28 protein-coding genes and 1 tRNA gene are annotated in these 26,601 nt (G+C 71.9%); 13 read left to right on the plus strand and 16 right to left on the minus strand.

Going from position 1 to position 26,601, the window contains the following annotated elements:
- The first annotated feature begins 120 nt into the window (after nt 1-120).
- Entirely contained in the window at nt 121-738 is a 618-nt protein-coding gene (locus NV263_RS04910) for a VTT domain-containing protein (RefSeq protein ID WP_263251366.1), read from the plus strand.
- Here the strand turns inward: NV263_RS04910 and NV263_RS04915 are convergent, their stop codons facing one another.
- Nucleotides 739-1,329 carry a PPOX class F420-dependent oxidoreductase gene (locus tag NV263_RS04915; RefSeq protein WP_317630396.1) on the minus strand — a complete coding sequence of 197 codons (591 nt, stop codon included), beginning with the start codon at nt 1,327-1,329 and terminating at the stop codon, nt 739-741.
- A gap of 124 nt (nt 1,330-1,453) precedes the next feature.
- A tRNA-Leu gene (locus tag NV263_RS04920) sits at nt 1,454-1,527 on the minus strand.
- Between the two features lie 134 nt (nt 1,528-1,661).
- Here NV263_RS04920 and NV263_RS04925 point away from each other — a divergent pair.
- On the plus strand, nt 1,662-1,883 hold the full coding sequence (locus NV263_RS04925; RefSeq protein ID WP_263251367.1) for a DUF3618 domain-containing protein: 222 nt from the start codon (nt 1,662-1,664) through the stop codon (nt 1,881-1,883).
- A 36-nt stretch (nt 1,884-1,919) separates the two neighbouring features.
- Here NV263_RS04925 and NV263_RS04930 read toward each other — a convergent pair whose 3' ends face one another.
- The 11 genes from NV263_RS04930 to NV263_RS04980 form a co-directional block, all read right to left on the minus strand.
- A complete protein-coding gene (locus NV263_RS04930) occupies nt 1,920-2,633 on the minus strand; it encodes an MOSC domain-containing protein (protein ID WP_263251368.1) in 714 nt (237 codons plus the stop codon).
- Between the two features lie 51 nt (nt 2,634-2,684).
- On the minus strand, nt 2,685-3,329 hold the full coding sequence (locus tag NV263_RS04935) for a TetR/AcrR family transcriptional regulator (RefSeq protein ID WP_380759327.1): 645 nt from the start codon (nt 3,327-3,329) through the stop codon (nt 2,685-2,687).
- Nucleotides 3,330-3,382: 53 nt separating this feature from the next.
- Nucleotides 3,383-3,700 (minus strand): hypothetical protein, encoded by a 318-nt coding sequence (locus tag NV263_RS04940; RefSeq protein WP_263251370.1) that lies wholly within the window; start codon nt 3,698-3,700, stop codon nt 3,383-3,385.
- Between the two features lie 72 nt (nt 3,701-3,772).
- Nucleotides 3,773-4,330, minus strand: coding sequence for a nucleotidyltransferase family protein (locus NV263_RS04945; protein ID WP_263254061.1), 558 nt, complete (start codon nt 4,328-4,330; stop codon nt 3,773-3,775).
- Between the two features lie 119 nt (nt 4,331-4,449).
- Entirely contained in the window at nt 4,450-5,532 is a 1,083-nt protein-coding gene (locus NV263_RS04950) for an XdhC family protein (protein WP_263251371.1), read from the minus strand.
- Between the two features lie 63 nt (nt 5,533-5,595).
- Nucleotides 5,596-7,044: an NCS2 family permease gene (locus NV263_RS04955; protein WP_263251372.1), complete on the minus strand. Its 1,449-nt coding sequence runs from the start codon at nt 7,042-7,044 to the stop codon at nt 5,596-5,598.
- Between the two features lie 530 nt (nt 7,045-7,574).
- Nucleotides 7,575-8,069 carry a nucleoside deaminase gene (locus tag NV263_RS04960; protein ID WP_263251373.1) on the minus strand — a complete coding sequence of 165 codons (495 nt, stop codon included), beginning with the start codon at nt 8,067-8,069 and terminating at the stop codon, nt 7,575-7,577.
- An 86-nt stretch (nt 8,070-8,155) separates the two neighbouring features.
- Nucleotides 8,156-10,459, minus strand: coding sequence for a xanthine dehydrogenase subunit D (pucD, locus tag NV263_RS04965; protein WP_263251374.1), 2,304 nt, complete (start codon nt 10,457-10,459; stop codon nt 8,156-8,158).
- A complete protein-coding gene (locus tag NV263_RS04970) occupies nt 10,456-11,817 on the minus strand; it encodes an 8-oxoguanine deaminase (RefSeq protein ID WP_263251375.1) in 1,362 nt (453 codons plus the stop codon). The genes pucD and NV263_RS04970 overlap by 4 nt, the downstream gene beginning before the upstream one ends.
- Nucleotides 11,814-12,284 carry a (2Fe-2S)-binding protein gene (locus tag NV263_RS04975; protein ID WP_263251376.1) on the minus strand — a complete coding sequence of 157 codons (471 nt, stop codon included), beginning with the start codon at nt 12,282-12,284 and terminating at the stop codon, nt 11,814-11,816. The genes NV263_RS04970 and NV263_RS04975 overlap by 4 nt, the downstream gene beginning before the upstream one ends.
- Nucleotides 12,275-13,144 carry an FAD binding domain-containing protein gene (locus NV263_RS04980; RefSeq protein WP_263251377.1) on the minus strand — a complete coding sequence of 290 codons (870 nt, stop codon included), beginning with the start codon at nt 13,142-13,144 and terminating at the stop codon, nt 12,275-12,277. Before NV263_RS04980 ends, NV263_RS04975 begins: the two co-directional genes overlap by 10 nt.
- A gap of 208 nt (nt 13,145-13,352) precedes the next feature.
- Here NV263_RS04980 and NV263_RS04985 point away from each other — a divergent pair, with 208 nt between their 5' ends.
- The 4 genes from NV263_RS04985 (at nt 13,353) to NV263_RS05000 (ending at nt 17,654) form a co-directional block, all read left to right on the plus strand.
- The gene (locus NV263_RS04985; RefSeq protein WP_263251378.1) at nt 13,353-14,873 is read left to right on the plus strand and encodes a PucR family transcriptional regulator; all 1,521 of its coding nucleotides are present in this window, start codon (nt 13,353-13,355) and stop codon (nt 14,871-14,873) included.
- A 206-nt stretch (nt 14,874-15,079) separates the two neighbouring features.
- Entirely contained in the window at nt 15,080-16,282 is a 1,203-nt protein-coding gene (locus NV263_RS04990) for a type III PLP-dependent enzyme (RefSeq protein WP_317630397.1), read from the plus strand.
- 63 nt (nt 16,283-16,345) lie between these two features.
- Nucleotides 16,346-16,741, plus strand: a complete 396-nt coding sequence (gene speD, locus NV263_RS04995; protein WP_263251379.1) for an adenosylmethionine decarboxylase — start codon at nt 16,346-16,348, stop codon at nt 16,739-16,741.
- A 40-nt stretch (nt 16,742-16,781) separates the two neighbouring features.
- The gene (locus NV263_RS05000) at nt 16,782-17,654 is read left to right on the plus strand and encodes a spermidine synthase (protein ID WP_263251380.1); all 873 of its coding nucleotides are present in this window, start codon (nt 16,782-16,784) and stop codon (nt 17,652-17,654) included.
- 189 nt (nt 17,655-17,843) lie between these two features.
- Here the strand turns inward: NV263_RS05000 and NV263_RS05005 are convergent, their stop codons facing one another.
- Complete coding sequence (locus tag NV263_RS05005) at nt 17,844-18,920, minus strand: hypothetical protein (RefSeq protein ID WP_263251381.1); 1,077 nt, start codon at nt 18,918-18,920, stop codon at nt 17,844-17,846.
- A gap of 111 nt (nt 18,921-19,031) precedes the next feature.
- On the opposite strand from NV263_RS05005, the gene rbsK reads away from it, so the two are divergent.
- Nucleotides 19,032-19,931 carry a ribokinase gene (rbsK, locus tag NV263_RS05010; protein WP_263251382.1) on the plus strand — a complete coding sequence of 300 codons (900 nt, stop codon included), beginning with the start codon at nt 19,032-19,034 and terminating at the stop codon, nt 19,929-19,931.
- Between the two features lie 63 nt (nt 19,932-19,994).
- Here rbsK and NV263_RS05015 read toward each other — a convergent pair whose 3' ends face one another.
- Nucleotides 19,995-20,342, minus strand: coding sequence for a histone-like nucleoid-structuring protein Lsr2 (locus NV263_RS05015; protein ID WP_263251383.1), 348 nt, complete (start codon nt 20,340-20,342; stop codon nt 19,995-19,997).
- A 354-nt stretch (nt 20,343-20,696) separates the two neighbouring features.
- Here NV263_RS05015 and NV263_RS05020 point away from each other — a divergent pair, with 354 nt between their 5' ends.
- From NV263_RS05020 to NV263_RS05045, 6 genes are all read left to right on the plus strand, one after another.
- Nucleotides 20,697-21,149, plus strand: a complete 453-nt coding sequence (locus NV263_RS05020; protein WP_263251384.1) for a histone-like nucleoid-structuring protein Lsr2 — start codon at nt 20,697-20,699, stop codon at nt 21,147-21,149.
- An 85-nt stretch (nt 21,150-21,234) separates the two neighbouring features.
- Nucleotides 21,235-22,842: an ABC transporter substrate-binding protein gene (locus tag NV263_RS05025; protein ID WP_263251385.1), complete on the plus strand. Its 1,608-nt coding sequence runs from the start codon at nt 21,235-21,237 to the stop codon at nt 22,840-22,842.
- 1 nt (nt 22,843) lies between these two features.
- Nucleotides 22,844-23,803 (plus strand): ABC transporter permease, encoded by a 960-nt coding sequence (locus NV263_RS05030; RefSeq protein WP_263251386.1) that lies wholly within the window; start codon nt 22,844-22,846, stop codon nt 23,801-23,803.
- Nucleotides 23,800-24,510, plus strand: coding sequence for an ABC transporter permease (locus NV263_RS05035; RefSeq protein WP_263251387.1), 711 nt, complete (start codon nt 23,800-23,802; stop codon nt 24,508-24,510). The genes NV263_RS05030 and NV263_RS05035 overlap by 4 nt, the downstream gene beginning before the upstream one ends.
- Nucleotides 24,411-24,653, plus strand: a complete 243-nt coding sequence (locus tag NV263_RS05040) for an ABC transporter permease subunit (RefSeq protein ID WP_263251388.1) — start codon at nt 24,411-24,413, stop codon at nt 24,651-24,653. Before NV263_RS05035 ends, NV263_RS05040 begins: the two co-directional genes overlap by 100 nt.
- Nucleotides 24,650-26,257 (plus strand): ABC transporter ATP-binding protein, encoded by a 1,608-nt coding sequence (locus NV263_RS05045; protein ID WP_263251389.1) that lies wholly within the window; start codon nt 24,650-24,652, stop codon nt 26,255-26,257. The genes NV263_RS05040 and NV263_RS05045 overlap by 4 nt, the downstream gene beginning before the upstream one ends.
- A gap of 56 nt (nt 26,258-26,313) precedes the next feature.
- Here the strand turns inward: NV263_RS05045 and NV263_RS05050 are convergent, their stop codons facing one another.
- Entirely contained in the window at nt 26,314-26,505 is a 192-nt protein-coding gene (locus tag NV263_RS05050) for a hypothetical protein (protein WP_263251390.1), read from the minus strand.
- Between the last annotated feature and the right edge of the window lie 96 nt (nt 26,506-26,601).

Raw genomic sequence — 26,601 nt, forward strand, 5'->3', positions numbered from 1 at the left:
TCAGTACGTTCACGGACGTGTTCGCCGCACCGCTGCCGGGACCCCGCGGGTCCCGCGGACCACTGCCCGCCCACGACGGGGTGCCGCACGCCGCGCGCCCCCGGCCGCTCCGGCACGCCGATGTCTGACGTCCTCGCGTGGCTGGGCCTGCTGCCGCCGAGCATGCTGCTGCTCGTCGGCGGGCTGCTCATCGCCGCGGAGGCCGGGCTGCTCGTCGGTGTGGTGCTGCCGGGTGCGAGCGCGGTGCTCTCGCTGGGCGCGGCGGCGCGTCTCGGCGCGGTGCCCTGGGCCGCCGCGGCGGCGGTCGCGGCGGCGGGGGCGGTCTGCGGCACCCAGCTGGCGTTCCACCGGGGCAGGCGGGTCGGCCTGCCGGACCTGCGGCTGCTGCGGGAACCGCGCCGCCGCGCGGAGAAGCTGATGCGGATGGCCGGACCACCGGCGCTGTGCGCGGGGCAGTGGCTGGTCGGCGCGAGAACCCTCGTGCCCCGCCTGGCGGGCAGTTCGGGGCTGGCCTACCGGCGGTTCGCCGCGGCCAGCGTTCCCGCGGCAGCGGTCTGGGCGGTCACGATGGTCGAGCTCGGGTACGCCTCGGCCGACGCGTACGTGCGGCTGGCCCGGTGGATGGGCATCGGCGCGGTGCTGGCACTGCTCGTCGTGGCCGTCGCGGCGTGGCTGTTCGGCAGGATCTCCCGCGCCCGGCGCGCGACGGCGCCGCGCCGTTCGTCCACAGTGGAGTGATCAGACGTCGACCGCGCGCCCGTCCGGCATCGCGGGGTCGATGTGCCAGCTGATGATCCGGTTCGGGTGGACGCGGATGATGTCGCGGCCCGCCATCCCGGGCGCACCGGGCGGATCGTCGACGACGAGGGCCTCCGCGCGACCGCGGATCTCCACGCCGCGCCCCATGCCGGGTTTGACCGCGTCCGGCCCGTCCGGCGTCAGGTCGTCCACGACGAAGCTCACCCGGGGATCGGCGAGCACGTTGCGGTAGCGCTGGGTGGACGCCACGTGGGGTCCGCCGAGATCGATCGTCCCGTCCTCGTTGAGCCGGAAACCGAGCGGACGCACCTGCGGCGTTCCGTCCGGACCGATCGTGGCCAGCCGCCCCAGCAGCTGTCCCTGGAGATAACCGCGCTCCGCCTCGGTGAACACCACCGGCCGCTCCTCCCGCTCGACACCGCCGCGGCCGACGTTAGGACCTCGACCGCGATCGAGGTCAAGCCGGCAGGCGAAAAACCCGCCGACCGGGCGGAAGCTGGCCTTCGAACTCCGGCGGCCGCGCTCCCAGCTGGACCGCTGGTCGGTGAGCAGGTCCGGAAGTGCTGCCAAGGTGAGGAGTGCGCAGGGAGGCAGCCACCGCGCCGTGGGGGTCTACGGGGGTTCGACCCCCGTACGGATGTGGCGGGCAACGGCGAAATCGCCCGGAGGTCGATGAGCAGGCTGCGCCGCCTCGTGGGGCCGGTGGGATTCGAACCCACACTGGCTAGGACCTAAACCTAGTGCCTCTGCCAATTGGGCTACGGCCCCGCCGGGCACAGCCTAGCCGGTGCCCCGGCGCGGCGGGTACGGGTGTTCGATGTCGCGACACGGCAACCGCCGGTGTGATCACAGGTGGTCGGTGCTCTACCGTGTCACCAGCCAGGTGAAGGTGAGGAGGACACGTGGCCCGTGATCCCGACGCCATCGAGCGTGAGATCCAGCAGGCGCGCGAGGCGCTGGCCGACACGCTGGACGAGCTGAGCGTCAAGGCGAACCCCAAGCGCTTCGTCGACTACGGCAAGTCGGCCGTGGAGGAGAAGCTCAACGACCCGCGTGTGCGGTACGCGCTGATCGGGGTCGGCGCGCTGGTGACGCTGGTGGTCGTGCGCAGGCTGTTCCGCTGATCCGATCCGTGGGTCTCCGGGCCGCGGCCCGGGGGCTCACGGGATGGCCACCTCGTCGTCGCGGGCCACGGTGCCCGCGCGGGTCGTCCGCACGATCACGCCGAACTTGTTGTCGTGCCGTTCGATGAGGTGGGTCTGCAGACCTCGCCAGCGTTCCCGGCCGGTCGCGTCCCAGCTCGGCACGGCGCAGCGGATGCACGGCCCGGAGTTCTCCCCGGTCACCTCGAAGGTGACCTCGCCCACTTGGACCGACGCCCCCGGTCCCCACGTCTCCTCGGCGAACGCCGGCAGCTCGGCGTCCACGTGCAGGTTGGGCCGGAAGCGGCGCAGGTCCACGTCGGTGCCCAGTTCCTCGGACAGCGCGCGCCGGGACGCCTCGAAGGTGAGCAGCACCGTCGGTCCGCGGTCCTGCTGGCCGTCGGCGGCGCGCAGGGTCAGCGGGATGCCCAGCGAGTCGGTGAGCGCTGCGGTCAGTTCCGGGTCGTCCCAGTCCCACTCGTGGTCGTCCGGGGCGCGCAGCCGGGGCGGGCGCGTCGGCTCCGCACCGCGGCCGTAGGCGGCCGACCAGTGCAGCAGGTGCGGGTTCTGGCGGACCGTGAGCACCTTGCCGGTGCGGTTGGGGCGTTCGTCCACCAGCGCGTACGACCGGTCGCCCGCCATGCCGCGCTCGTCGAAGCGAGCCGACTCGACCTGCTCGCCCCGCAGCGACTTCACGGGCCAGCGGTGCAGGGCCGCGACCGTTCCGCGCACGGCAACCACCTCCGACGGCTCAGCCTATCGGGTCAGGTGGTGGTCCGGTGGTCAACCGCGGAGGAGAGGGAGCAGCGCCTCCTGCAGGATCCGGTCCACGTACCGGGCGTCCAGCGGGTCGCCGGTGAGCATCAACCGGTAGAGCAGTCCCGCCCCGGTGAGTTCGACGACCGTGTCGACGGGTGCGTCGGCGCGGATCTCGCCCCGCTCCACGCCGCGCTCGATGATCCGCCGCAGCATGTTGCGCTGCGGCAGCAGGAACGACTCGCGGAACGCGGCGGCCAGCTCGGGCTCGTGCGGCAGCTCTCCCACGAGGGCCTGCGCGGCCTTGCCCACCGGGCCGGTGAGGAACGCGGCGAACGCGCGCAGGAACTCGCCGAGGTCTTCTTCGACCGAGCCGCTGTCCGGCTCCGGGATGCTGCGCTGGACCAGCTGCGTGCAGGTGTCGATGACCAGGTCGAGCTTGGAGTCCCAGCGGCGGTAGATGGTGGCCTTGCCCGCTCTCGCCTGCGCGGCCACCGCGTCCATGGTCAACGCGCGGTAGCCGACCTGGGCCAGCACCTCCATCGCGGCGTTGCGCAGCGCGGCGTCGCGGCTGGCGTCGCGCGGCCGTCCCCGCCCGGTGCCGGGGCGGGGCGGTTCGGCGCCGGTCGCCACCGGTTCCTCCTGGTACGTCCTGTTTGTCGGCGCGTTCACGGCAGCCATCCTAAGGTCCGGGTCCGCTCGGTCCACTGTGAACGCGCGCGGGGTCAACGAGGCAGGCGGCCGGGCATCGGCTGGGCCGACCCGGCGGCGGCCGCCGCGGCCTGGCGGGTCGCCTCGTCGGACAGGCCGTGCCGGGCCTGCAGGTAGGCGGTGGTGAACGCGAAACCGTCACCGTCGAGCAGGTGGATCACCACCCGCCCGGTCATGCCGGGGGACAACTTCTCGATCAGCTGGTCGGCCATGTCCCGTGCCGCGATCAGCCCGGGGGCCTTCGCCGAATGCCGTTGCGAACCGTCGGTGACGGTGATCGACCAGTCGTCGCCGTCCGGGACGTAGTTCGCGGTGATGTGCCCATTTGCCATGCTGCCTCCGCCTCCGCTCTGCTCGGGCGTTGGTGTGCGGCGCCGCGGTCGCGCCACGTGTGGCAGTCGACTTTACGGCCCGGCGCGCCGGAGGTCAGCGGGGCGGTCCACATCGAAGCCGGTCGAGACGTCGTCACAGGCGACCAGGATCACGTCGCGGTCGCGGAGGTAACCGCGGGCACCGGCGTCGCCGGTCGCCGCCGCGCGGACTCCGGACCAGTGGTCGCGGCCCAGCAGCACGGGGTGGCTCCGGCCGCCGCCGTGCGACGCGGCGGCCAGCGCGTCCGGGGCGGCCAGCTCGGCGACGCGGCGGACCGCCTCCGCGCCGATCCCGGGCATGTCCACCGGCAGGACCAGCGCGGCGTCGACGTCGGTGGCGGCGAGCGCGGCGAGCGCGACGCGCAGTGACGAGCCCATCCCGGTGGGCCATTCCGGGTTGTCCACAACGGACGCGCCGGTCAGCGCGGCGCGCTCGCGCACCCGGTCCGCAGCGGCGCCGAGGACCACGACGACGGGGGAGCAGCCGCCCTCGGCGAGCACCCGCGCGGCCCGGTCCACCAGCAGCTCGCCGCCGTAGTCGACCAGCGCCTTCGGCATGCCGAAGCGGCGGCCCGCCCCGGCCGCCAGCACCACGCCCGCGACACCGGTCACCGCGACCTCCCGTCCGTCGTCGCCCTCGGTGGAGCGCCCGTCCCGACCCGCAGCCAGTTTCGCGCGGGAGCGCTCGCTGCCCAACGGGGAGGTGCCGGTCACGTCGGGACGTGGATGGGGCCCTCGGTGTGGGTGAGCGGGAGGGCGGGAGCGCCGGTGCGGAGCGCGATGATCTCCGCGGCGATGGACACCGCGGTCTCCTCGGGCGTGCTGGCGCGCAGGTCGAGGCCGATGGGGGAGCGCAGGCGGGACAGCTCGGCGTCGCCGAGGCCCGCGTCGCGCAACCGGCGCAGCCGGTCGGCGTGGGTGCGGCGGGACCCGAGCGCACCGACGTAGCCGGCCGGGCCGCGCAGCGCCTCCTGCAACACCGGGACGTCGAACTTGGCGTCGTGGGTGAGCACGCAGATCGCGGTGCGCTCGTCGACGTCGCAGTCGGCCAGGTACTTGTGCGGCCACTGCACGACGACCTCGTCCGCGTCCGGGAACCGCGCGGGCGTGGCGAACACGGCGCGCGCGTCGCACACCGTCACGTGGTAGCCGAGGTACTTGCCGATGCGGGCGAGCGCCGCGGCGTAGTCGATGGCGCCGAACACCAGCATCCGCGGCGGTGTGGTCCAGGACTCCACGAACACGTCGTGGTCGCGGGTGCCACCGCCGGTGCAGATCTCGCGCAGCCCCGTCGTGCCCTGCGCCAGCATGGCCCGTGCTTCGGACGCCACCCGGGCGTCGAGGTCGGCGTCCCCGGTGCCGCCCTCGACCCGGTCCGCCCGGACCGCGAGGACGGCGCCGGTGCGCAGTTCGCGGGCCACCGCGACGGGGTCGCCGTCGCGGGCCGACCGCAGGGCTCCCACCAGCGCGGTGTCGCGTCGCGGGTCGCAGCGCCGGATGTGCACGTCGATGACGCCGCCGCAGGTCAGGCCGACGGCGAACGGGTCGTCGGGGTCGTAGTCGAAGGTGTGGCGGACCGGTTCGCCGTCGGCGAGGACCTCCAGGGCGGCGTCGTGCACCGCGCCTTCGATGCAGCCCCCGGACAGGCTGCCGAGGACGGCACCGTCCGCGCGCACCGCCATCGCGGCTCCCGGACCGCGCGGTGCGCTGCCGCGCACCCCGACCACCGACGCGACCGCGAACGGTTCGCCCTCGTCGGCCCATTCCAGCAGCTGCTCGGCGATGTCCCGCATGGATGCCTCCTCACTCTCCGGGTCGCCCGGCCGGGTGGGATGCGCGGCCGGGCGACCGCGTCGCTATTCGAAGAGGGCCTCGACGCCCTCCACGCCGAAGTAGAGGACGAAGACCACGGAGAGCAGGCCGACCAACCAGCCGATCTCCCGGGCCTTGCCCTTGGCGAGCTTGATGGCGGTGAACGCGACCAGCCCGGCGCCGATCCCGTTGGTGATCATGTAGGTGAACGGGATCACCGCGATGGTCAGGAACGCCGGGATCACGTAGTCGGAGTCGTGCCACGGCACGTGCCGGACCTGCGCCATCATCATCCCGCCGACGATCACCAGCGCGGGCGCCGCCGCCTGCGCGGGAACCACCGACGCCAGCGGCGTGAACAGCAGCGTCGCGCAGAACAACAGCCCGGTGACGACGCTGGCCAACCCGGTGCGGGCGCCTTCGGCGACGCCGGTGGCCGACTCCAGGAACACGGTGTTCGGCGACGAGCCGCTCAACCCGCCTGCCGCCGCCGCGATGCCGTCGACGGCCAGGATCCGGCCCATGCCCTCGACCTTGCCGTCGCGGACCAGCCCGGCTTCCGAGCTGACGCTGGTGATGGTGCCCATCGCGTCGAAGAACCCGGACAGCACGAGGGTGAACAGGAACACGGTCGCCGCGATGCCGCCCGCCGAGGCGAATCCGCCGAACGGGTCGATGTGGCCGAGCAGGCTGAAGTCCGGGCTGCCGACGAGCTTGTCCGGCAGCTCCGGCACGACGGTGCCCCACTGCTTGGCGGGCACGTGGAACACGGCGTTGACCACGATGGCCAGCACGGTGGTGACCGCGATGCCGATGAGGATCGCGCCGGGGACCCGGCGGGCCAGCAGCACCAGCATGATCAGCAGGCTGAGGCAGAAGATCGCGATGGGCCATCCGGTCAGGTGCCCTTCGGTCCCGGTGCCCATCTGGACCGGGACGGTGGTGTTGGCCGCGTCCGGCTTGCGGGTCACGAACCCGGCGCTGACCAGGCCGATCAGTGCGATGTAGAGGCCGATGCCGACGGTGAGCGCGGTCTTGAGCGGTGCGGGGATGGAGTTGATGATCTTCTCGCGCACGCCGCTGATCGCCAGGGCGATGATGACCACGCCCTCCAGCACCACGAGCCCGAACGCCTGCGGCCAGGTCATCGCGGGCGCGATGGTGAAGGCCACGACGGCGTTGACGCCGAGCCCGGAGGCCAGCGCGAACGGCGCGTTGCCGACCAGACCCATCACGACGGTCATCACACCGGCGGTGGCCGCGGTCGCGGTGGTGAGCTGTTCGGTGGTCAGCCGGGCCCCGGTGGCGTCCGCCGAGGAACCGAGGATCAGCGGGTTGAGCATCACGATGTAGGCCATCGCGACGAAGGTCGTCAGACCGCCGCGCAGTTCGCGGGAGATCGTGGAACCCCGTGCCGTGATGCGGAAGAACCGGTCGAGCCCGCTGCTCGACGATTTCTCCGCCGATCTGTCGGAGTCCAGTTGCTGGGTCATAACGGGTGAGTCCTCCCATGCCGGTGGGCGCCCCGCGCGGACTGGCTCGGGTGGCGTCGCGCGGGCAGCACGAGGCCCGACGCGAATGCGCCGTGATGTCGGGGCGTTTGGAAAAAAGGGGGAATTCCCGCCCGACGGCGGTGGATGTGGCCCACCTGCCCGCCGGGCGAAGCGACACCGCCACGACCCGGTCGTCGTGCCCGGTGCCGGTCAGATTCGTTCCACAAGCGGCGAAGCCGCTTTCTCTTTCGGTGAGCGGTCTCGCAGCCCGCACCGCCGCGGGTTCTTCGGTGGTCACAGTGGCGCGTCAGCGCCTCCTTGGGGGTGGTGGTCGGGCGACGGGCGGGCGTCTCGCGAGGACAGCCCCGACGCTGTGTATTGGGCATACATGAGTCGGGGCTCCCGGAGCCGGTGTGGCTGTGGCGCGCAGCGCCTCCGTGGGGGGGTGGTGGTCGGGTGACGGGCGGGCCGCTGAGGTTCCGCTACCGGCACCGCTACGCAAAGCACACTCGGACACCTCCTCTGGCGGATCAGTAGTCCACGCGGTCGGACTTGGCGGTCCAGGCGTCGAAAGCGGCGTTGCGGTCGGGGCGTTCCACGCGGCGGACGTCGGTCGGCGAGGCGTGGTCCGGATCGCTGAAGACGTCGTAGAAGGCGCGGTCGTCGAAACCGGCCGCCGCGGCGTCGTGCCGGTCGGCCGCGTAGAGCACGGCGTCCATCCGCGCCCACAGCGCGGAGGCCAGGCACATCGGGCACGGTTCGCAGGAGGTCACCAGCACGCAACCGTCCAGTTTGAACGTCCCCAACGCCTTGCAGGCGTTGCGGATCGCGGTCACCTCGGCGTGCGCGGTCGGGTCGAAGTCGAGGGTCACCCGGTTCGCGCCGGTGGCGACGATCTCACCGTCGCGCACCACGAGTGCGCCGAACGGGCCGCCGCCGTTGTCCACACTGGACGTGGCGAGCTCGATGGCCCTGGCCATCCACTCCTGTTCGTTGCCCGTCAGCACAGGCAGACCCGCGGACATGGTTTCTCCTTGGGGGAATGGGGAAAGGAGCCGGGTGGGAAAAGGGGCTGCGGGGCGGCGACCCGGCATCACCGCCCCGCAGCGGTCTAGATGATGTGTTCCGGCGCGACCGGCGTGTGGGTGAGTTCCCTGCCGGTCGCCGCGCGGATCGCGGCGACCACCGCGGGAGTGGTCGAGATCGTCGGCGGTTCGCCGACACCCCGCACCCCGTACGGGGCGTTCGGGTCGCCGCGCTCGATGACGTCGATCTCCATCGGCGGCATGTCCAGGATCGTGGGGATCAGGTAGTCGGTGAACGAGGGGTTGCGGATCTGTCCGTCGGAGACCTTGATCTCCTCCATCACGGCCAGCCCCAGCCCCTGCGCCGAGCCGCCCTGGATCTGGCCGGCGATCGCCTCCGGGTTGATCGCCCGGCCGACGTCCTGGGCGCAGGCCAGTTGCACCACCTTGACCAGGCCGAGCTCGGTGTCCACGTCGACCACCGCCCGGTGCGCGGAGAACGCGTGCTGCACCTGGACGCGGTCGCTGCGGCCCAGCTCGTCCATCTCGTAGGTCTGCCGGTGGTGGAACTCGCGGGTCTCCTCGATGACGTCGTCGCCGAGCACCTCCACGAGGTCGGCCAGCACTCCGGTGTCGGCCGAGACGACCTTGCCGCCCTGCAACGACAACCGGGCCGGGTTCTCGTCGTAGCGCTCGGCGACGCGCTGGAACAGCGCCTCGCGCACCGCTTCGCACGCGGTTTTGACCGCGCCGCCGGTGACGTAGGTCTGCCGCGACGCCGAGCTCGACCCGGCGGGGCCGACGCTGGTGTCGTTCGGGTGGATGGTGACCCGCTCGACGCCCAGTTCGGTGCGGGCGATCTGCTGCTGCACGGTCACCAGCCCCTGGCCGACCTCGGCCGCCGCGGTGTGCACCATGGCGGCCGGTTCGCCGCCGATGACCTGCAACCGGACCCGGGCGGTGGAGAAGTCGTCGGCGCCCTCGGCGTAGCAGATGTTCTTGATCGTCACGCCGTAGCCGATGCCGCGGACCACGCCCTCGCCGTGACTGGTGTTCGACGCGCCGCCGGGCAGTTCGCGGATGTCGACCGGGCCGCTGCGCTCGGGCGGCAGCGGCACCGCCCGCACCCGTTCCAGCAGCTCGGCCACTGGCGCGGGGTAGTCCAGCACCTGCCCGGTGGGGATGGAGTCGCCCTGCTCGATCGCGTTGCGGACGCGCAGCTGGACCGGATCCATGTTCAGCGCCGCCGCGAGTTTGTCCATTTGCGACTCGTACGCGAAAGTCGGCTGCACGGCGCCGAGTCCGCGCATCGCGCCGCACGGCGGGTTGTTGGTGTACAGGCCCCAGCTCTCGATGTGGACGTTGGGCACCCGGTACGGGCCGGCGCCCAGCGTCGAGGCGTTGCCCACCACGACCGGGGTCTTCGACGCGTACGCGCCGCCGTCGAAGTACTGCCGCGCCTTGACGTACACCAGCTTGCCGTCCCGGGTGGCGCCGTGCTCGTAGTACATCTTGGCGGGGTGCCGGTGCACGTGGCCGTAGAACGACTCCTCGCGGTTGTAGACCATCTTGACCGGCTTGCCGACGTGCATCGCGAGCATGCAGACGTGGACCTGGATGGACAGGTCCTCGCGCCCGCCGAACGCGCCGCCGACGCCGGACATGGTCATGCGCACCTTCTCCGGCGGGAGCCCGAGCGCCTTGGCGGTCTGCCGCAGGTCGGAGTGCAGGTCCTGGGTCGCCAGGTACAGGTCCACGCCGCCGTCCTCGGCGGGGATCGCCAGCCCCGACTCGGGTCCGAGGAACGCCTGGTCCTGCATGCCGACGGTGTACACACCGGACACCACGATCTCGGCCTCGGCGTCCGGGTCGCCCCGCACGATCGTCTGGTGCCGCACCACGTTGCCGCCCGGGTGCAGCTTGGGCAGCGAGTCGTCGTGCGCGGCGCGTTCGGCGTCGGCGACCGGCTCCAGCACCTCGTACTCGACCTCGATGCGCTCCAGGGCGCGGCGCGCGGTCTCGGGGTGGTCGGCCGCCAGCAGCGCCACGGCCTCGCCCTTGTAGCGCACCACGTCCTCGGCCAGCACCGGCTGGTCGGCGTACTTGAGGCCGTAGCGGTTCTCCCCGGGGACGTCCGCCGCGGTCAGCACCGCGTGCACCCCGGCGGTCTTCAGCGCCGGGCCGACGTCGATGGACTTGATGCGGGCGTACGGGTGGGGACTGCGCAGCGTGGCTCCCCACAGCATGTCCTCGGCCCACAGGTCCGAGGCGTAGGCGAACTCGCCGCGCACCTTGATCGCGCCGTCCGGGCGCAGCGGGGACTCCCCGATGCCGCCGCCGATGGCGTCGTTGAGCTCCTGCGGGCTGCGGGCAGGCGCGTGGCTGCTCATCGCTGGACCTCCTTGCGGATGCGGGCGCACGCCCGGCGGAGTTCGTGGGTCAGATCGGTCGACGAGGTCTGGGTGAGGTGGCCGGCTTCGACGACGGTCCGGCCGCCGCACAGCAGCCGTTCCAGCTCGGGCAGCTGCCCGAGCACCAGCGCGGCCACCGGGTCGGCGATGCCCGCGTGGTCGAACCCGTCGATCCGCCACACCGCGACGTCGGCGAGCTTGCCCGCCTCCAGCGAGCCGAGCTCGTCGTCGCGGCCGAGGCAGCGCGCACCGCCACGGGTGGCGAGCCACAGCGCGTCGCGGACCGAGAGCGCCTGCGGCCCGTAGCGGGCGCGCGCCGTCAGCAGGGCCTGCCGCATCTCCTCGCCCAGGCCGCCGGCCTCGTTGGAGGCGACCCCGTCGACGCCGAGGCCGACGGGGGAGCCGGCGTCCAGCAGCGGCCGCACCGGAGCGACCCCGGCCGCGACCCGGCCGTTCGAACTGGGGCAGTGCGCCGCACCCGTCCGGGTTTCGCCCAGCCGGGCGATGGCCTTCTCGGAGAGGTGAATGGTGTGCGCCAGCCACACGTCCGGTCCCAGCCAGCCCAGCTCGTCGGCGTACTCCACGGGCGTGCGGCCGAACTCGGCCCGGCACTGCTCCTCCTCGTCGACCGTCTCGGCGAGGTGGGTGTGCATCCGGACGCCGAGGTCGCGCGCCAACTCGGCGGATCTGCGCATCAGCTCGGTGCTGACGCTGAACGGCGAGCACGGGCCGACCGCGACGCGCACCCGCGCGTCCGGTGCCGGGTCGTGGAAGCGCTCGACGGCCTCCTGCGTCGCCGCCAGCGCGGAGTCGAGGTCCTCGACCAGCGAGTCCGGCGGGAGTCCCCCGTGCGAGCGACCCCGGTCCATCGACCCGCGCACGGCGTGCAACCGCACGCCGATCCGGCGCGGCGCGGCCACGAGCGCGCCGAACACGTCCCCGCCCTCGCGCGGGAACACGTAGTGGTGGTCGGCGGCGGTGGTGCAGCCGGACAGCGCCATCCGGGCCAACCCGGCGGAGGCGGCGGTGTGGGTGGTCTCCTCGTCCAGCCGCGCCCACACCGGGTACAACTCGGTCAACCAGCCGAACAGCGCCTCGTCCACGGCGTAGCCGCGAGTGGCCCACTGGTACAGGTGGTGGTGGGTGTTGACCAGCCCCGGCGTCACCAGGCACCCGGTGGCGTCGACGCGCTGGACGCGCCCCTCCTGCGGCGGTGCGGAGCCCGGGCCGACCGCCACGATCCGGTCGCCGTCGACGACCACGTGGCCCTCGGCGTACTCGGTGCCCGCGTCGTCGACCGCGACGACCGCGCCGCCCTCGATGACCGTGCGGCTCATGCGTGCGCCTTCCGCCGCGCGGCCAGCCGGACCGCGTCCATGATCTTCTCGTAGCCGGTGCAGCGGCAGAGGTTCCCGGCCAGCGACTCGCGGATCTCCGCGTCCGACGGATCCGGCTTGCGGTTCAGCAGGTCGTGCGTCTGCACGAGCAGTCCCGGCGTGCAGAAGCCGCACTGCACCGCACCGGCCTCCACGAACGCCTCCTGCACCGGGTCGAGCTGCTCGCCGTCGGCGAGGCCCTCGACGGTGCGCACCTCGCGGCCCTGCGCCTGGCCGGCCGCGACCAGGCAGGCGCAGGCCGGAACGCCGTCCAGGTAGACCGTGCAGGACCCGCATTCGCCCTGTTCGCAGGCGTTCTTCGAACCCGGCAGGCCGAGCCGCTCGCGCAGCACGTACAGCAGGCTCTCGCCCTCCCACACGTCGTCGGCTTCGTGGGGCTGTCCGTTGACGGTGAAGTTCAGGCGCATTCCTGCCTCCCGGAGCAGTGGTCGTTCCAGACCCAGGTCAGGGTCCGGCGGGCCATCACGGCCAGGGCGTGGCGGCGGTAGTCGGCGGTGCCGCGGACGTCGTCGATCGGCGAGGCCGCCGCCGCGACCAGCTCGCCGAACCGGTGCACCAGCGACTCCTCCAGCGGACGGGGGGACTGCCAGGGCAGCTCCGCACCGAGGAACTCCTCGGCCTCCCGGGCCCGGCGCGGCGTCGGGGCCGCCGAGCCGAGCCCGGTCCCGACGCGCTGCATGTCGGGGTGCAGCGCGACGGCGAAGGTGCAGACCGCGATGACCATGGCGTTGCGGGTGCCGACCTTGGAGAACTGCTGCGGGCCGGTGGCGGGGGCGATGTGCACCGCGGCGATCAGTTCGTCGTCGGACAGCGCGTTGCGCTTGACGCCGGTGAAGAACTCCTCGGCGGGGATCATCCGGACGCCGCGCACCGATTCGACCTCGATCTCGGCGCCGGAGGCCAGCAGCGGCGGGTGGCCGTCGCCTGCGGGCGAGGCGGAGCCGAGGTTGCCGCCGAGCGTGCCGCGGTTGCGGATCTGCGGGGACCCGACCGTCCGGGAGGCGATGGCCAGGCCGGGCACCCGGTCGCCGAGCTCGTTGATCAACCGGGTGTAGGGCAGCCCGGCGCCGATGCGCAGCCTGCCGTCGACCTCCGACCAGCTCGCCAGCTCGTCGATCCGGTTGAGGTCGAGCAACGTGCTGGGGCGCCGGTGGTCGAAGTTGATCTCGACCATCACGTCGGTCCCGCCCGCGATCGGCGTCGCGTCCGGATGGGCCGCCTTGGCTTCGAGTGCTTCGCGCCAGGTGGCCGGTCGGAGGAAATCCACGGTGTTCTCCCTGTCACGGCCCGTCTTCAGGTGTGAGTCAGTACACAACCGGCCGGTAGGCGTTGACTAGCGGCGGATACCCCGAAAAAGGCGACCGGTCACCGCGGCCCATTGGTATGTTTCTCCAAACGCGGAGTTCCGCCGCCTGGTGGATTCGCTGAGCGGGAAGCGGCTGCCGCCGCCGATGGACAGGCCCTAGGGTGCGCTGGTGCTGTTAGGCGATCTGCTCTCCGATCCGGAGCTCGGCCTGGTGCTGCTGGTCGGCGAGGATCAGCTGGACCGGCCGGTCCGCGGCGTGTACATCACCGACCTGATCGACCCGCGCCGCTACCTGTCCGGTGGCGAGCTCGTGCTCAGCGGTCTGGTCTGGCGCAACGAACCGGGCGACTCCGACCGCTTCGTCGCCGCGCTGGCCGATGCCGGCGTCGCCGGCCTGGCCGCGGGCACCGCCCGGCTCGGCCACGCGCCCGACGACCTGGTCGAGGCGTGCCGCAGACACGGCGTCCCGGCGTTCGAGGTGCCGCTGTCGGTCAGCTTCAACACGCTCGCCGACCGGGTCCAGCGCCGCGCCGCGCCCCGTCGGGAACTGGTGTCCGCGGTGGCCGCGGGCGCCGATCTCGACCACGTGCTGTGCATGGCGGCCGAGGAACTCGGCGCCGACTGCTGGGTGCTGTCCGGCGTCGGCTGGACGGTCGGCGGAACGGCCGAGCTCACCGACGCCGAACGCGACGCGCTCGTCGGCGAGCTCACCACCGGCGAAGAACTGCCCCGCGCGGTGCGCGCCGCCCACGACTACGTGCTCTGGCCGGTGGAGTCGGAGACCCAACCGGCCGCCGCCCGCTGGTTCCTGCTGGTCCGCGGTGACCTCGACGCCTGGTCGCAGGAGCAGGAGGCCATCGCCACCGACCTGGCCACCGTGGTCGCGCTGGTCCGCTCCCGGGTCGACGAGGCCCGCCGCATCGCCGGGCGCTCCGTGGAGGCCGCGCTGCGGCGGCTGCTCGACGGCACCTCCAGCCCGGTGGACATCGCGGCCCGCCTGGAGACCGCCGGACTGCCCGCCGGGGAACCGCTGCGCGCGGTGTCCCTGCACGTGGGCGAGCCCGCCGCGGCCACGGCGCTGCTGCGGGAGATCGCCGCGGCGACCCGGCTGCCCGCGGTCACGTCCCCGCTCGGCGACGGCTCGGCCGCCCTGTTCGCCGACGACGCCGAGCACCTGGAAGGGCTCGACGACCAGCTGCGGCGCATCGCGGCGGCCATCGAGCCGGGCCTCGGTCCGCGGAAGCTGGCGGTCGGCGTCAGCGACATCAGCCGCGCCACCGGCCTGCGCGGTGCCCTGGAGGAAGCGGGCCACGCCCGCAGGCTCGCGCAGCGCGGCGAGGGGCGGGCGCGCGTCGTCGGCGCCGCCGACCTCGCCTCGCACGCCGTGCTGCTGGCCTCGCTGCCCGACGAGCTGCGCAGCTCCTACCGGCGTCGCCTGCTGTCGCGGCTCATCGCCTACGACCGGGCGCACAACTCGGACCTGGTGCGCACGCTGCGGGTGTTCCTGGACTGCTCGGGATCGTGGTCGCGCTGCGCCAAGCTGCTGCACGTGCACGTCAACACGCTGCGTTACCGGATCCAGCGCATCGAGGAGATCACCGGTCGCAACCTGACCGAGTTCGCCGACCGCGTCGACTTCTACCTGGCCCTGGAACTGGAGGGCAGCGCGGGCGATTCGCGGTTCTCGTGAGGTGACCGCGCGCGCCGGACCGGACACGCGCCGCGCACGGTCTGTGCGGGTGCGCACAGCGGCGCTCCGCTGACCGGGGGATGGGCGCCGGGCGGTTCGAAAGCGCCCCGGGCAGCGAGGTACCGTGCTTGGTCGCAGTTACGTCCTCAAGTGGGCGATCGCCCGCGCCAATCCACACCGCACCACCCGAGACGGAGGTAACGGGATTGACCGATCTGTCCGCCACCACCGGTGTGACGGACCGCCCGAGCGGCACCGCCGAATCCGTTGAGTCGGACCCGATCCGCCGGTTCCTCGACCGGCAGCGTCCCGAAACACCCTGCCTGGTCGTGGATCTCGCCACGGTCCGGCAGCGCTACCGGCAACTGCGCACCGCGTTGCCGGACGCACGGATCTGCTACGCGGTCAAGGCCAATCCCACTCCCGAAGTCGTCGGAGAACTGGTCGGACTGGGCGCGTCGTTCGACGTCGCCAGTCCCGGTGAGATCGAACTGTGCCTGGCCAAGGGAGCCGCGCCCGAGACGATCTCCTACGGCAACACGATCAAGAAGCGCCGCGACGTGGCCCGCGCGCACGCCCAGGGCGTGCGGCTGTTCGCCACCGACAGCGCCGCGGACCTGGCGGGCATCGCCGAGGCCGCGCCCGGGTCGAAGGTGTTCTGCCGGGTGCTGGTGGACAACACCGGTTCCCGCACGCCCTTCGGCCGCAAGTTCGGCTGCCCGCCGGAGACGGCGGTGCGGCTGCTGGTGCGCGCCCGCGAACTCGGCCTGGACGCCTACGGCGTGTCTTTCCACAGTGGATCGCAGCAGCAGGACCCGGCCGCGTGGGAACACGGAATCAACGCCGCACGGCGGGTTTTCGAGGGCTGCGCGGCCCAGGGCGTCGAGCTGCGCATGGTGAACCTGGGCGGTGGTCTGCCCGCCCGCTACACCGACTCCACGCCGCCGCTGGAGGACTACGTGCGCGGCATCGAGGAGGCGCTGGACCGGCACTTCGGCGACGGGCGTCCCGAACTGCTCGTCGAACCCGGTCGGCACGTGGTCGGCGACGCCGGCGTGCTGCGCAGCGAGGTCGTGCTGGTCACCGACGCCTGCGACGGCGACGGCCGCTGGGTGTACCTGGACATCGGCCGCTACAACGGCCTGGCCGAGACCGAGGGCGAGGCCATCACCTACCGGCTGCGCACGTCCCGCGACGGCGATCCGGTCGGCCCGGTCGTGTTGGCGGGTCCGACCTGCGACGGCGATGATGTGCTGTACCAGCGCCACCGCTACCGGCTGCCGCTGACGCTGCGGGGCGGCGACACCGTCGACCTGCTCAGCGCCGGCGCGTACACGGCGAGTTACTCGTCGGTGGGCTTCAACGGTTTCACACCGCTGCCCACCTACTGCGTCGACGGCGACGCCTGAGCCGCCGCCGACGTCTTCCACGCCCCCACAGGTGAAATCTGCGAAATGATGGGAGGTCGATAGATGTCCGTTGACACCGGGACGGCGCCGGTCGGTCTGTTCACCGGCCAGCACGTGCTCGCCGAGCTGGAGGGCGTTGACCCGGAACTGCTCGACGACGAGCAGTTCCTGCGGGAAACTCTGCACACCGCGCTGAACGAGTCTCACGCGACGGTGTGCGACATGATCGCGAAGCGGTTCGATCCGCAGGGCGTCACGGTGTTGGCGCTGCTGTCGGAATCCCACGCTTCGCTGCACACCTACCCCGAGGACGGATCGATCTTCATCGACGTCTTCACCTGCGGACACACCGCACAACCGGAGCGAGCGGTCCGGCTGCTCGCCGAGGCGCTCAACCCGACCTCGATGAACACCCAGACCGTGCACCGCGGCCGCGACTACGCCGGACTGACCTCGTGACAACGCCCCACCGGGCACGCCGACGCAAGGAGGAGCACCGTTGATCGAACTCGACGGGCACCGCTGGATCCAGGAGCCGATGGGCGCCGACCTGCAGCGCCTGTGGCGGATCGACGAGGTGCTGTGGGAAGGCGATACCGCGTTCCAGCACGTGGTCATCGGCCGCACCGGGCAGGGCATCTCGCTGTTCTGCGACGACGACCGGCAGAGCACCGAGTTCTCCCAGCTCGTCTACCACGAGGCCATGATGGTCCCGGCGTTCCTGCTGGCCGCCAAGGTCGAGCGGGTGCTGATCATCGGCTCCAGCGAAGGTGTCGCCAGCCAGATGTCGGTGCAGGCCGGGGCGAGTCGGGTCGACCACGTCGACATCGACCAGGAGTGCGTGCGCATCTGCGCGGAGCACCTGCCCTACGGCTACACCACCGAGGAGCTCTCCCGCGCGGAGAGCGGTGACGGTCCGGTCGCGCTGCACTACGCCGACGGCTGGGGCTTCCTGGACCAGGCGCCTCCGGAGGGCTACGACGTCGTCGTCGTCGACCTGCCCGACGAACGCGCCGACTCCGACGACGCCCAGCACAACCGCCTCTACGGCGAGGAGTTCGTCCGCCGCTGCCAGACGGTCCTCTCGCCCGGCGGCGTCGTCGCCTTCCAGGCCGGCTGCCCGACGGTGTGGCGCAACGAGACCCTGATCCGCGCCTACAACCGGTTCCGCAACGTGTTCGACACGGTGGCGTACTTCGGTTCGGACGAGCACGAGTGGGCGTTCCTGTTCGGTCGCGTCGAGCAGGTCGATGACCCCACCAACGTCATGCTCGAAGCGTTCCCGAAGATCTCCTACCGCCCGCAGACGATCGACGAGGCGAGCCTCATCGGCTGCACCGTCCCGCCGTACTCGGTCCGCAACCAGGGTTGAGTCCTGTCTCTGAACTCGTTCTGAGTGGCGGTGCCGGGAGCGGAACCCCAGCGTCCCGGCTCGCCCCGGGAGCCCCTCCTGAAAGGCCGCCAGCGCCCCAGCTGTCGCCCTTACCGGCCCAGTCCGAAGACAGGCACTGAAGACGGCCTGCTCGTTCCGCCACGCGGAACGAGCAGGCCGTCTTCGCGTCTACAGGGACCAGAGGTACGGGTGGGTCCCCTGCTCGCGCGCGGAACCGTCGCGCGGGGTGAACCACTGGTCGAAGGCCAGGCCGCGGGAGCGCAGCTCGGCTTCCAGCTTGCCGACCTGCTCCACGGTCTCCAGCTCGCCGTCGTCGGCCAGCGGCAGCGCGACCTCGTAGAGCTCCTCGTGATCCAGGTCGGCGAAGGCGCGGTCGGCGAACGCCCCGAACGCGGCCTCGCTGGTCTCCCAGTCCATCAGCTCGGCCGCCTCCAGCATCACCCGCGCCTCGTTGACGACCAGGCGCAGTCCGAGGGACTCGGCGACGGTGCGCGGCGGGGTCCACGCCGGTTCGGTGAGCCGGACCGCCACCGCGGCCGTGGCCAGCAGGAACGACCGGGCGAACAGCGAGTCGTACCGGTGGTCGTAGCAGGGCGGCAGCTCCTCCAGGACCAGCAGGCCGACCGCGTCGGCGACGGTGGCGTTGTTGACCGCCAGCGCGAGCTCGTCGTAGAAGATCTCGTCGGTGACCACGCGGACGGCGTGCACCAGCGCCCCGGCCGCGAGCCGTTCGCCCTCGCCCGGCTGGCCGCCGCGCCCGAACGCTTCGGGTCCGAACGCCCGCAGCCGGGCTGCCAGCGAGCCGAGGCGTTCGCGCCAGTGCTCGGCGTCCAGGGCGGTTTCCTCGACCTCCTCGGCGGCGCCGTCGAGGGCCTCCTCGACGGCCGCTTCGAGCTCGTCGTCGGCCTCGGCCAGGCGGCGGTTGAAGTCGTCCTCGGTGATGCGCACCTCGGAGTGGGCCACGGCCCACCCGGTGAGCACGTCGCTCTCGCCGATCAGCTCGTCGAGCACCGCAGCGGCGGCCTGCTCGGCGGAGCTCAGCGACGGGGCGTCGACGGCGAGGACGACGCTGGCCCCGCGGGGATGCACCTCGATGCGGTAGTCGAGGACGTCGATGTCGTCCGCGACGCCTTCGACCATCGCGAGGTGGCGGTCCAACACCGCCGCGATCCCTTCCTGCTGCAGCGCGTCGAGCTCGCTCACCGCCACCGGTGGTTCGAGCTCCGCTGTCACCGCGTAGTCCACCGCGTCTTGCCTCTCCTCGCTGGTTGGACGGCATGGTACGTCGTCGCCGGACGCGCGACCCGGTCGGCGGGGCCGACCGGGCACGCACCTCCATCAGCGATGATGGACCACGTGACGACGAACTTGGTGGTTTTCGGCAGCTGCAACATGGACCTGGTGGCCTACGTGCCCACCGCTCCGAAGCGGGGCGAGACGGTGCTGGGCCGCGAGTTCCACACGGTGCCGGGCGGCAAGGGGGCGAACCAGGCGCTGGCAGCGGCCAAGGCGGGCGCGAACGTGCGGATGATCGGCGCCGTCGGCGACGACGACCTGGGCGGTCAGATCCGCGACATCCTGCGCGAGTCCGATGTGGACGTGACCGGGGTGCGGACGGTTCCGGGTCGCAGCGGCACGGCGCACATCGTGGTCGACGACGAGGGCGGGAACTCGATCGTCGTGGTGCCGGGGGCCAACGCCGCGGTGGACGGGCTGGCCGACGGCGACGAGGAACTCATCGCCGGATCGAAAAGCCTGCTGCTGCAACTGGAAATTCCGTTCTCCGGGGTCGAGGCGGCGGCTGCCGCGGGACGCCGCAACGGCGTCCGCGTGGTGCTCACCCCGGCACCGGCCGCGGAGCTGTCCGAGGACATCCTGTCGAATGTGGACCTGCTGGTGCCCAACGAGCACGAGGCGGCGATCCTCGCCGGGGACGACGACCCGCACCGCGCGCTGCGCACGCTACTGGAGCGGGTGCCCGAAGTCGTGATCACGCTCGGTGGCCGCGGGTCGCTCTACGGCAACCGGAGCGGTGACGTCGTGGAGGTGCCCAGCTTCCCGGTCGCGGCGGTCGACACCACCGCCGCCGGGGACACCTTCGCGGGCGTGCTGTGCACGGCACTGGCCGAAGGTGCGGACATGACCGAGGCGCTGCGCTGGGGCTCGGCCGCCGCGGCGGTATCGGTGCAGCGCACCGGCGCCAGCAGTTCGATGCCCACTCGCGAGGAGATCACCGACTTCCTCGCCGGCCGTTGAGCCATTGCGCCGGGAGCATTGGCGCGGGTGGCCGATTTGTTCCGGTCACCCGCGCCGCGGCGGTCAATGGGCGTTGTCGTAGGCCTCGACGACATCCGCCGGAATGCGCCCGCGGTCGGAAACCTTGAGGCCCTGTTCCCGGGCCCATTCCCGAATGGCCTGGTTGCGTTCCCGGTCGGCGGCGGTGGGCGCCGGCGACGGCGACTTGCCGGGCTTGCCCGCGGGGCGCTTGCGCCCCCCGGTGCGTCGGGCGCTGGCCACGAAAGACGCCAAGGAGTCGCGGAGTTTCGCGGCGTTGTCGTGGGACAGGTCGATCGTGTAGCTCACCCCGTCCAGGGCGAACTCGACCGTGGTGTCCGCTACTGAGCCGTCGATATCGTCGACCAGCTGGACGGTGACTTTCTGCGCCACTGTGAACCCTCGATTCCGGATCGTAATTGGCGTTGGTCTTCGCGCGGCCTACGGCGAAGGCGAGCGAACAATAAACGATGGCCGCAAGAATGTTCCACCCGCGGTCAGGGTTTGCAGCTGTGCTCCAGATTACTTTCCCTTTGTGTTCGGGGTGGTTACTGAGCGTTTCCGCCGGGCAGTGTTGTGCGCCGGATACGTGACCCGCACGGCGGTTATGAGTGGGATGCCGTGCTGCTCTATGGTTGACGCGAGACAACGGCGACGCCGCGTGCTACAACGTGGTCATGGGCTCGCGGTAGTCTTACCTGCAAGTGTCGCGGATCGAGGCGGGGCACGTTCCCGAGACAGGTGATCATGGCCGAGCGGATTCAGGTCGAACTCGTCGACGACATCGACGGTTCCCCAGCGCAGCACACCGTCACCTTCGCGCTGGACGGCGTGACGTACGAAATCGACCTGAACGAACGACATGCTCGTCAACTGCGTTCGGTGTTCGACCGCTACATCGAGCACGCGCGCCAGCCCAAACCCGAACCGCAGACCGGCCCGCGCCAGCAGGAGCGCGATGACCGCCGCGTCCGGCAGGCGAACAAGCAACTCACCGAGCAGATTCGCGGCGCGGCCCAGCGAACCCGCGAGCACCTGAACAAGAAGGCCCGCGACGAGGCCGAGCACGCCGCCCCCGCCGAGCCCGGACAGCCCGAGCAGGCGCTGTTCGAGCCGCCGTCGGACAACCAGGCCGGGCAGCAGGAATCGCCGCGCGTTCCGGCGGTGTTGCTGCCGCAGTTCTCCTCGGCGGTGGACTGAACGTCGCCGCAGCGGCCTATGGACAGGCCGCCCCGCAGACCATACGGTTTCGGCGTTCGGCTGCCGAGATCATCGGGAGGCGGGTGTGGCGGCACGGTACGGGTGGTGCGCCTCGTTGGCCGTGCTCGCCGTCGCCGCGACGGCCTGCGCTCCGCTGGTCGACGTCGACCGGACGGCCGCCCGGGTCCGCTCCTCGGTCCAGGCACCGACGGTGCGCGGCGGCGAAGCCGTCATCGCGCTGGACCAGGAGCCCGACCGGCTCGACCCGACGCTGGGCACCACGCTCGCCGGCCGCCAGGTGTTCGGGAGCATGTGCGAGAAGCTCTACGACGTCGACGAGCACAGCCGCGTGGTGCCCCAACTCGCCGCGGCGATGCCGCGGGTTTCGCCGGACGGCCGCGAGTTGACGATCCCGCTGCGCCGCGGCGTCCGGTTCAACGACGGCACGCCGTTCGACGCCGCAGCGGTCAAGAAGAGCCTCGACCGGCACCGGGAACTGCCCGGCTCGCAGCGCCGCACCGAGCTCAAGGCCGTCCGCTCCGTCGAGGTCGTCGACCCGGACACCGTCCGGCTGCGGCTGTCCGAGCCGTATTCGCCGCTGCCCAGCCTGCTGGCCGACCGCGCCGGGATGATCATGTCCCCGGCCAGGCTCGACGAACTCGGTGAGCACTTCTCCGACGCCCCGGTGTGCGTCGGCCCGTTCAGCTTCGTCGAGCGCGTCGCGCAGGACCGGATCGTGTTGCGGCGCAGCGAGTTCTACTACGACCGGGACCGGGTGAAGCTCGACCGGCTGGTCTACCGGGCGGTGCCCGACGACAACATCCGGATGGCCAACCTCCGCTCCGGCGAGTTCGACGTGGCCTGGAAGGTCGGTACGCCGGACGTGCCGATCGCGTCGCGGGAAAAGGGCATCGTGGTGCTCAACCAGCCTTCCGTGCAGTACATGGGAATCACGGTGAACATCGGCAACGTCGACGGGAGACCGGGCCGCGTGCCCGGCCCGCTCGCCGCTGATTCCCGCGTGCGCCAGGCGTTTTCGCTGGCGATCGACCGGCGCACGCTCAACCGCATCGCCTTCAACGGCCTGTACCGCACCGCGTGCGGGCCGATCCCGCCGAACAGCGAGTTCGCCACGCCGAAGACGCAGGAGTGCCCGCCGCACGACGTCGCCGGTGCCCGGCGGCTGCTGGCCGAAGCCGGGGTGCGCACCCCGCTCCACGTCGACCTGACGCTGCAGAACAGCGTCTCCGCGCTGCGCGTCGGCCAGGTGGTCCAGGCGATGGCCGCCGAAGCCGGGTTCGACGTGGCGCTGCACCCCACCGAAGCGACGGCCGAGATCGCGGCGGGCAAGAAGGGCCGTTTCCAGACCATGCTGATCGGCTGGTCCGGCCGCCCCGACCCGGACGGCAACATCTCCGGCATCCAGACCCTCGGCGGCGCGCAGAACTACTCCGGCTACTCGACCCCGGAGACCGACGCGCTGATCAAGCAGGCCGCGGCCGAGGCCGACCCGGCCCGGCGTCGCGAGCTCTACGAGCGGATCGTCGAGCAGCTCCAGCAGCGCAACAACGTCGTCTACCTCTACCGGGAGCAGTACTACACGGCGCACACCAGCGACATCGCCGGCGTTGCGGTCTTCCCCGACGGGATCATGCGGATGAAGACCGCCGGACACCTGGCGACCGGGAGCTGAGATGCGGCGCGGCTACGCGGTCAACCGAGTCCTGCAATCGCTGGTGACGCTGGTGCTGGTGTCGGTGGTGGTGTTCGCGGGCCTGCGCGCGCTGCCGGGCGACCCGGCGGTCGCGCTCGCCGGGCCGGAGGCCGACGACATCGCGATCGCCCAGATCCGGCACGCCTACGGCCTGGACCGGCCGATCCCGGTGCAGTACGCCACCTGGGTGGGCCGCGCATTGCGCGGCGACTTCGGCGACTCGGCGAACACCGGCCTGCCGGTCGGCGAGATCATCCTCACCCGGCTGCCGGTCACCCTGGAACTGGCCGTGCTGAGCCTGCTGTTCGCCGCGTTGGTCGGGTTGACCAGCGGAGTGCTCGCGGCGGCCCGCCGCGGCGGACTCCTGGACTGGTTGGGCAACGGTCTGTCGCTGTTCGGGCTGTCCATCCCGAACTTCTGGCTCGGCCTGATGTGCGTGCTGGTGTTCGCCGTCGGCCTCGGCGCGCTGCCGTCGTCCGGGTACGTGCCGTTCACCGAATCACCGCTGGGAAACCTGGAACACCTCGTGCTGCCCGCGTTCGTGCTCGGCAGCGGTCTGGCGGCGGTGCTGATGCGGCAGATGCGATCGTCCATGTTGGACTCGTTGACGTCGGACTACGTCCGCACCGCGCGCGCCAAGGGCGCTTCGGAGGCGCGCGTCGTCGGCGTGCACGGACTGCGCAACAGCCTCATCACGGTGCTGACGATCCTCGGCCTGCAACTCGGCCTGCTCATCTCCGGCGCCGTGGTCACCGAGCAGATCTTCGTGCTGCCCGGGTTCGGCAAGCTGATGGTCGACGCCGTGTTCACCCGCGACTACCCGGTCATCCAGGCGGCGGTGCTGGTCACCGCGACCGGCTACATCGTGGTGAACCTGCTGGTCGACCTGCTGTACTCGGTCGTCGACCCGCGCATCCGGGTTCGCGGAGGTGCCGCATGACGCTGGTCGCCGCCACCGGATCCCGCCGCGTGCTGCGCCGGCTGCTGCGGCACCGGACCGGTGTCGTCGGCCTGGTGCTGGCCGCCGCGCTGGTGCTGGTGGCGCTGGCGGCACCGCTGCTCGCGCCGGCGGACCCGGCTGCGGTGGATTTCGACCACGTGCTGGGCCAACCGTCCCCGACAGCGCTGCTGGGCACCGACGAACTCGGCCGCGACCAGCTGTCCCGGGTGTTCTTCGGCGTGCGCGCGTCGGTGTTCGTCGGCGTGGTGTCCGTTCTCCTCGCGCTGGTCGTCGCGGTTCCGCTGGGCCTGGTCGCGGGTTACTACCGCGGCGCCGTCGACGCGGTCGTGTCGCGCGTCACGGACACGCTGCTGGCGTTCCCGTTCCTCGTCCTGGCGGTCGGACTGGCCGCGGTGCTGGGCGCCTCGATGCTCAACGCGGCCATCGCCATCGGCGTGTCCCAGGTCCCGAACCTGATCCGGGTGGTGCGCGGCGAGGCGCTGCGCCTGGCCACCGAGGAGTACGTCGCGGCGTCGGTCGCGGCCGGGCGCGCGGCGGCACCGTGCTGTTCCGGCACGTCTTGCCGAACTCGATCAACGCCCTGCTGGTGCAGGTCACCGTCGCGATCCCGCAGGCGATCATCGGCGAGGCGCTGCTGTCCTTCCTGGGACTGGGCGTGCAACCCCCGACACCGTCGCTGGGCGTGATGCTCTCCGCCGCGCAGACCTACTTCGCGCAGGCGCCGTGGCTGGTCGTCTTCCCCGGTCTGACGATCGTGCTCGCTACCCTCGGGTTCAACCTCCTCGGCGACGGGCTGCGGGACGCCCTCGACCCGAAGGGGAGCCGATGACCGAGTTGTTGAGCTTCACCGATCTGCGGGTGCGCTTCCACACCGAGCAGGGCACCACCGACGCCGTCCGGGGCGCGACGTTCGGCGTCGCGCCCGGCGAGATCCTGGCGGTCGTCGGCGAATCCGGGTCGGGCAAGAGCGTCACCGCGATGTCCGCGCTCGGCCTGCTGCCCCCGACGGCCGAGGTGACCGGCGATGTGGCGCTGCGCGGGACATCGCTGCTGGAGATGTCCGCGCGCGAGCTGCGGCGGGTCCGCGGCCGGAAGATCGCGATGATCTTCCAGGAGCCGATGACCTCGCTCAACCCGGTCACCATCGGCTGGCAACTCGTCGAAGCGATCCGGCTGCACACCGACACCACCGCGGCCGCGGCCCGGGAGCGCGCGGTCGAACTGCTGGACCTGGTGGGCGTGCCGGAACCGCGTCGGCGCGTGCGGCAGTACCCGCACCAGCTGTCCGGCGGACAGCGGCAGCGCGTGATGATCGCCATGGCACTGGCCTGCGAACCCGAGGTGCTCATCGCCGACGAACCCACCACGGCCCTGGACGTCACGGTGCAGGCCGAGATCCTGGCCCTGCTGCGCGACCTGCGCGAACGCCTCGGCATGGCGATCCTGCTCATCACCCACGACATGGGCGTGGTCGCCGACATCGCCGACCGGGTCGTGGTCCTGTACCGCGGCGAGGTCGTCGAACAGGCCGAGGTCGATCGCCTCTTCCGCGCACCCGCGCACGACTACACCGAGCGCCTGCTGGCCGCCGTGCCGCGCCTCCGGGTGCGCCAGGCGGAACCGGAGAGCACGGCGGAGCCGGTCCTGCACGTCGAGGACCTGGTGATGAGCTACGGCGGCCACCGCGCGGTCGACGGAGTCTCGTTGCACGTCGGCCGAGGTGAAGTGCTCGCGCTGGTCGGCGAGTCCGGCTCCGGGAAGTCCACGGTGGGCAGGTGCGTTGCCAGGCTGGTGGAACCGACCGCCGGGCGGATCGTCCTCGACGGTCGGGACGTCACGCACCTGTCGGCCCGGCGGTTGCGGCCGCTGCGCCGCGGGATCGGCATCGTCTTCCAGGACCCAAGCTCCTCGCTGAACCCGCGGCTGACCATCGGCGACAGCATCGCCGAACCGCTCCGCCTGCACCGCGTCGCACGCGGCCGCGAGCTCGCCGCCCGCGTCGACGCGCTGCTCGACGCCGTGGAACTCGGTTCCGCCACCCGCCGCCGCTTCCCGCACGAGCTCTCCGGCGGTCAGCGGCAGCGGGTGAGCATCGCCCGCGCGCTCGCCCTGGAACCGCAACTGCTCATCGCCGACGAACCCACCAGCGCCCTGGACGTCTCCGTGCAGGACGCGGTGCTCCGGCTGTTCCAGGACCTGCAGCGCCGGCTGAACTTCAGCTGCCTGTTCATCAGCCACGACCTCGCGGTGGTGGACCTGCTGGCACGTCGGGTCGCGGTGCTGCACCGCGGTCGGATCGTCGAGCAGGGCGAGCGCGCCGACGTGCTGGGTGACCCACAACACCCGTACACCCGGCGACTGCTCGCGGCGGCCCCGGTCCCGGACCCGGTCCGCCAGCGGGAGCGCCGGGAGGCGGCGGCGAGCGGCTCCTGACGAGAAACCGCACCGACCCACAAGGCGGGATCGGTGCGGTGCGCGGTGGTCGGAGCTCAGTCCTCGGCGCGGTGCCTGCGCGAACGCCCGCGCGATCCGGACCGCTTCTTCGACTGCGAAGTCCCCTTCTGTTCGACCCGTTCGGTCAGCGCTGCGGCGAACTCCGGCGGGGCGCTGGGCTCCCAGTTGGTGTCCTCCGGGTCCATCAAGGTCTTGCGCAGCTCGGTGTAGATCGGTGTCGCGTCCACTACAACCCCCGTTCCGACGGATCGTCTGGGAGGCTACCTGCGCTTCGCGATCTCAACCCGATGGAGAACGAGGACCACCCGATGGTGGAAGCCCCG

Source organism: Saccharopolyspora rosea (genome assembly GCF_025643595.1).
Classification (GTDB): domain Bacteria; phylum Actinomycetota; class Actinomycetes; order Mycobacteriales; family Pseudonocardiaceae; genus Saccharopolyspora; species Saccharopolyspora rosea.

Coding starts and splice junctions, on each gene's coding strand:
- NV263_RS04910 (WP_263251366.1), top strand. CDS start 121: ATGTCTGACGTCCTCGCGTGGCTGGGCCTGCTGCCGCCGAGCATGCTG.
- NV263_RS04940 (WP_263251370.1), bottom strand. CDS start 3,700: ATGGCAAATGGGCACATCACCGCGAACTACGTCCCGGACGGCGACGAC.
- NV263_RS04950 (WP_263251371.1), bottom strand. CDS start 5,532: ATGCGGGACATCGCCGAGCAGCTGCTGGAATGGGCCGACGAGGGCGAA.
- NV263_RS04955 (WP_263251372.1), bottom strand. CDS start 7,044: ATGACCCAGCAACTGGACTCCGACAGATCGGCGGAGAAATCGTCGAGC.
- NV263_RS04960 (WP_263251373.1), bottom strand. CDS start 8,069: ATGTCCGCGGGTCTGCCTGTGCTGACGGGCAACGAACAGGAGTGGATG.
- pucD (WP_263251374.1), bottom strand. CDS start 10,459: ATGAGCAGCCACGCGCCTGCCCGCAGCCCGCAGGAGCTCAACGACGCC.
- NV263_RS04970 (WP_263251375.1), bottom strand. CDS start 11,817: ATGAGCCGCACGGTCATCGAGGGCGGCGCGGTCGTCGCGGTCGACGAC.
- NV263_RS04975 (WP_263251376.1), bottom strand. CDS start 12,284: ATGCGCCTGAACTTCACCGTCAACGGACAGCCCCACGAAGCCGACGAC.
- speD (WP_263251379.1), top strand. CDS start 16,346: ATGTCCGTTGACACCGGGACGGCGCCGGTCGGTCTGTTCACCGGCCAG.
- NV263_RS05020 (WP_263251384.1), top strand. CDS start 20,697: ATGGCCGAGCGGATTCAGGTCGAACTCGTCGACGACATCGACGGTTCC.
- NV263_RS05030 (WP_263251386.1), top strand. CDS start 22,844: ATGCGGCGCGGCTACGCGGTCAACCGAGTCCTGCAATCGCTGGTGACG.
- NV263_RS05035 (WP_263251387.1), top strand. CDS start 23,800: ATGACGCTGGTCGCCGCCACCGGATCCCGCCGCGTGCTGCGCCGGCTG.
- NV263_RS05045 (WP_263251389.1), top strand. CDS start 24,650: ATGACCGAGTTGTTGAGCTTCACCGATCTGCGGGTGCGCTTCCACACC.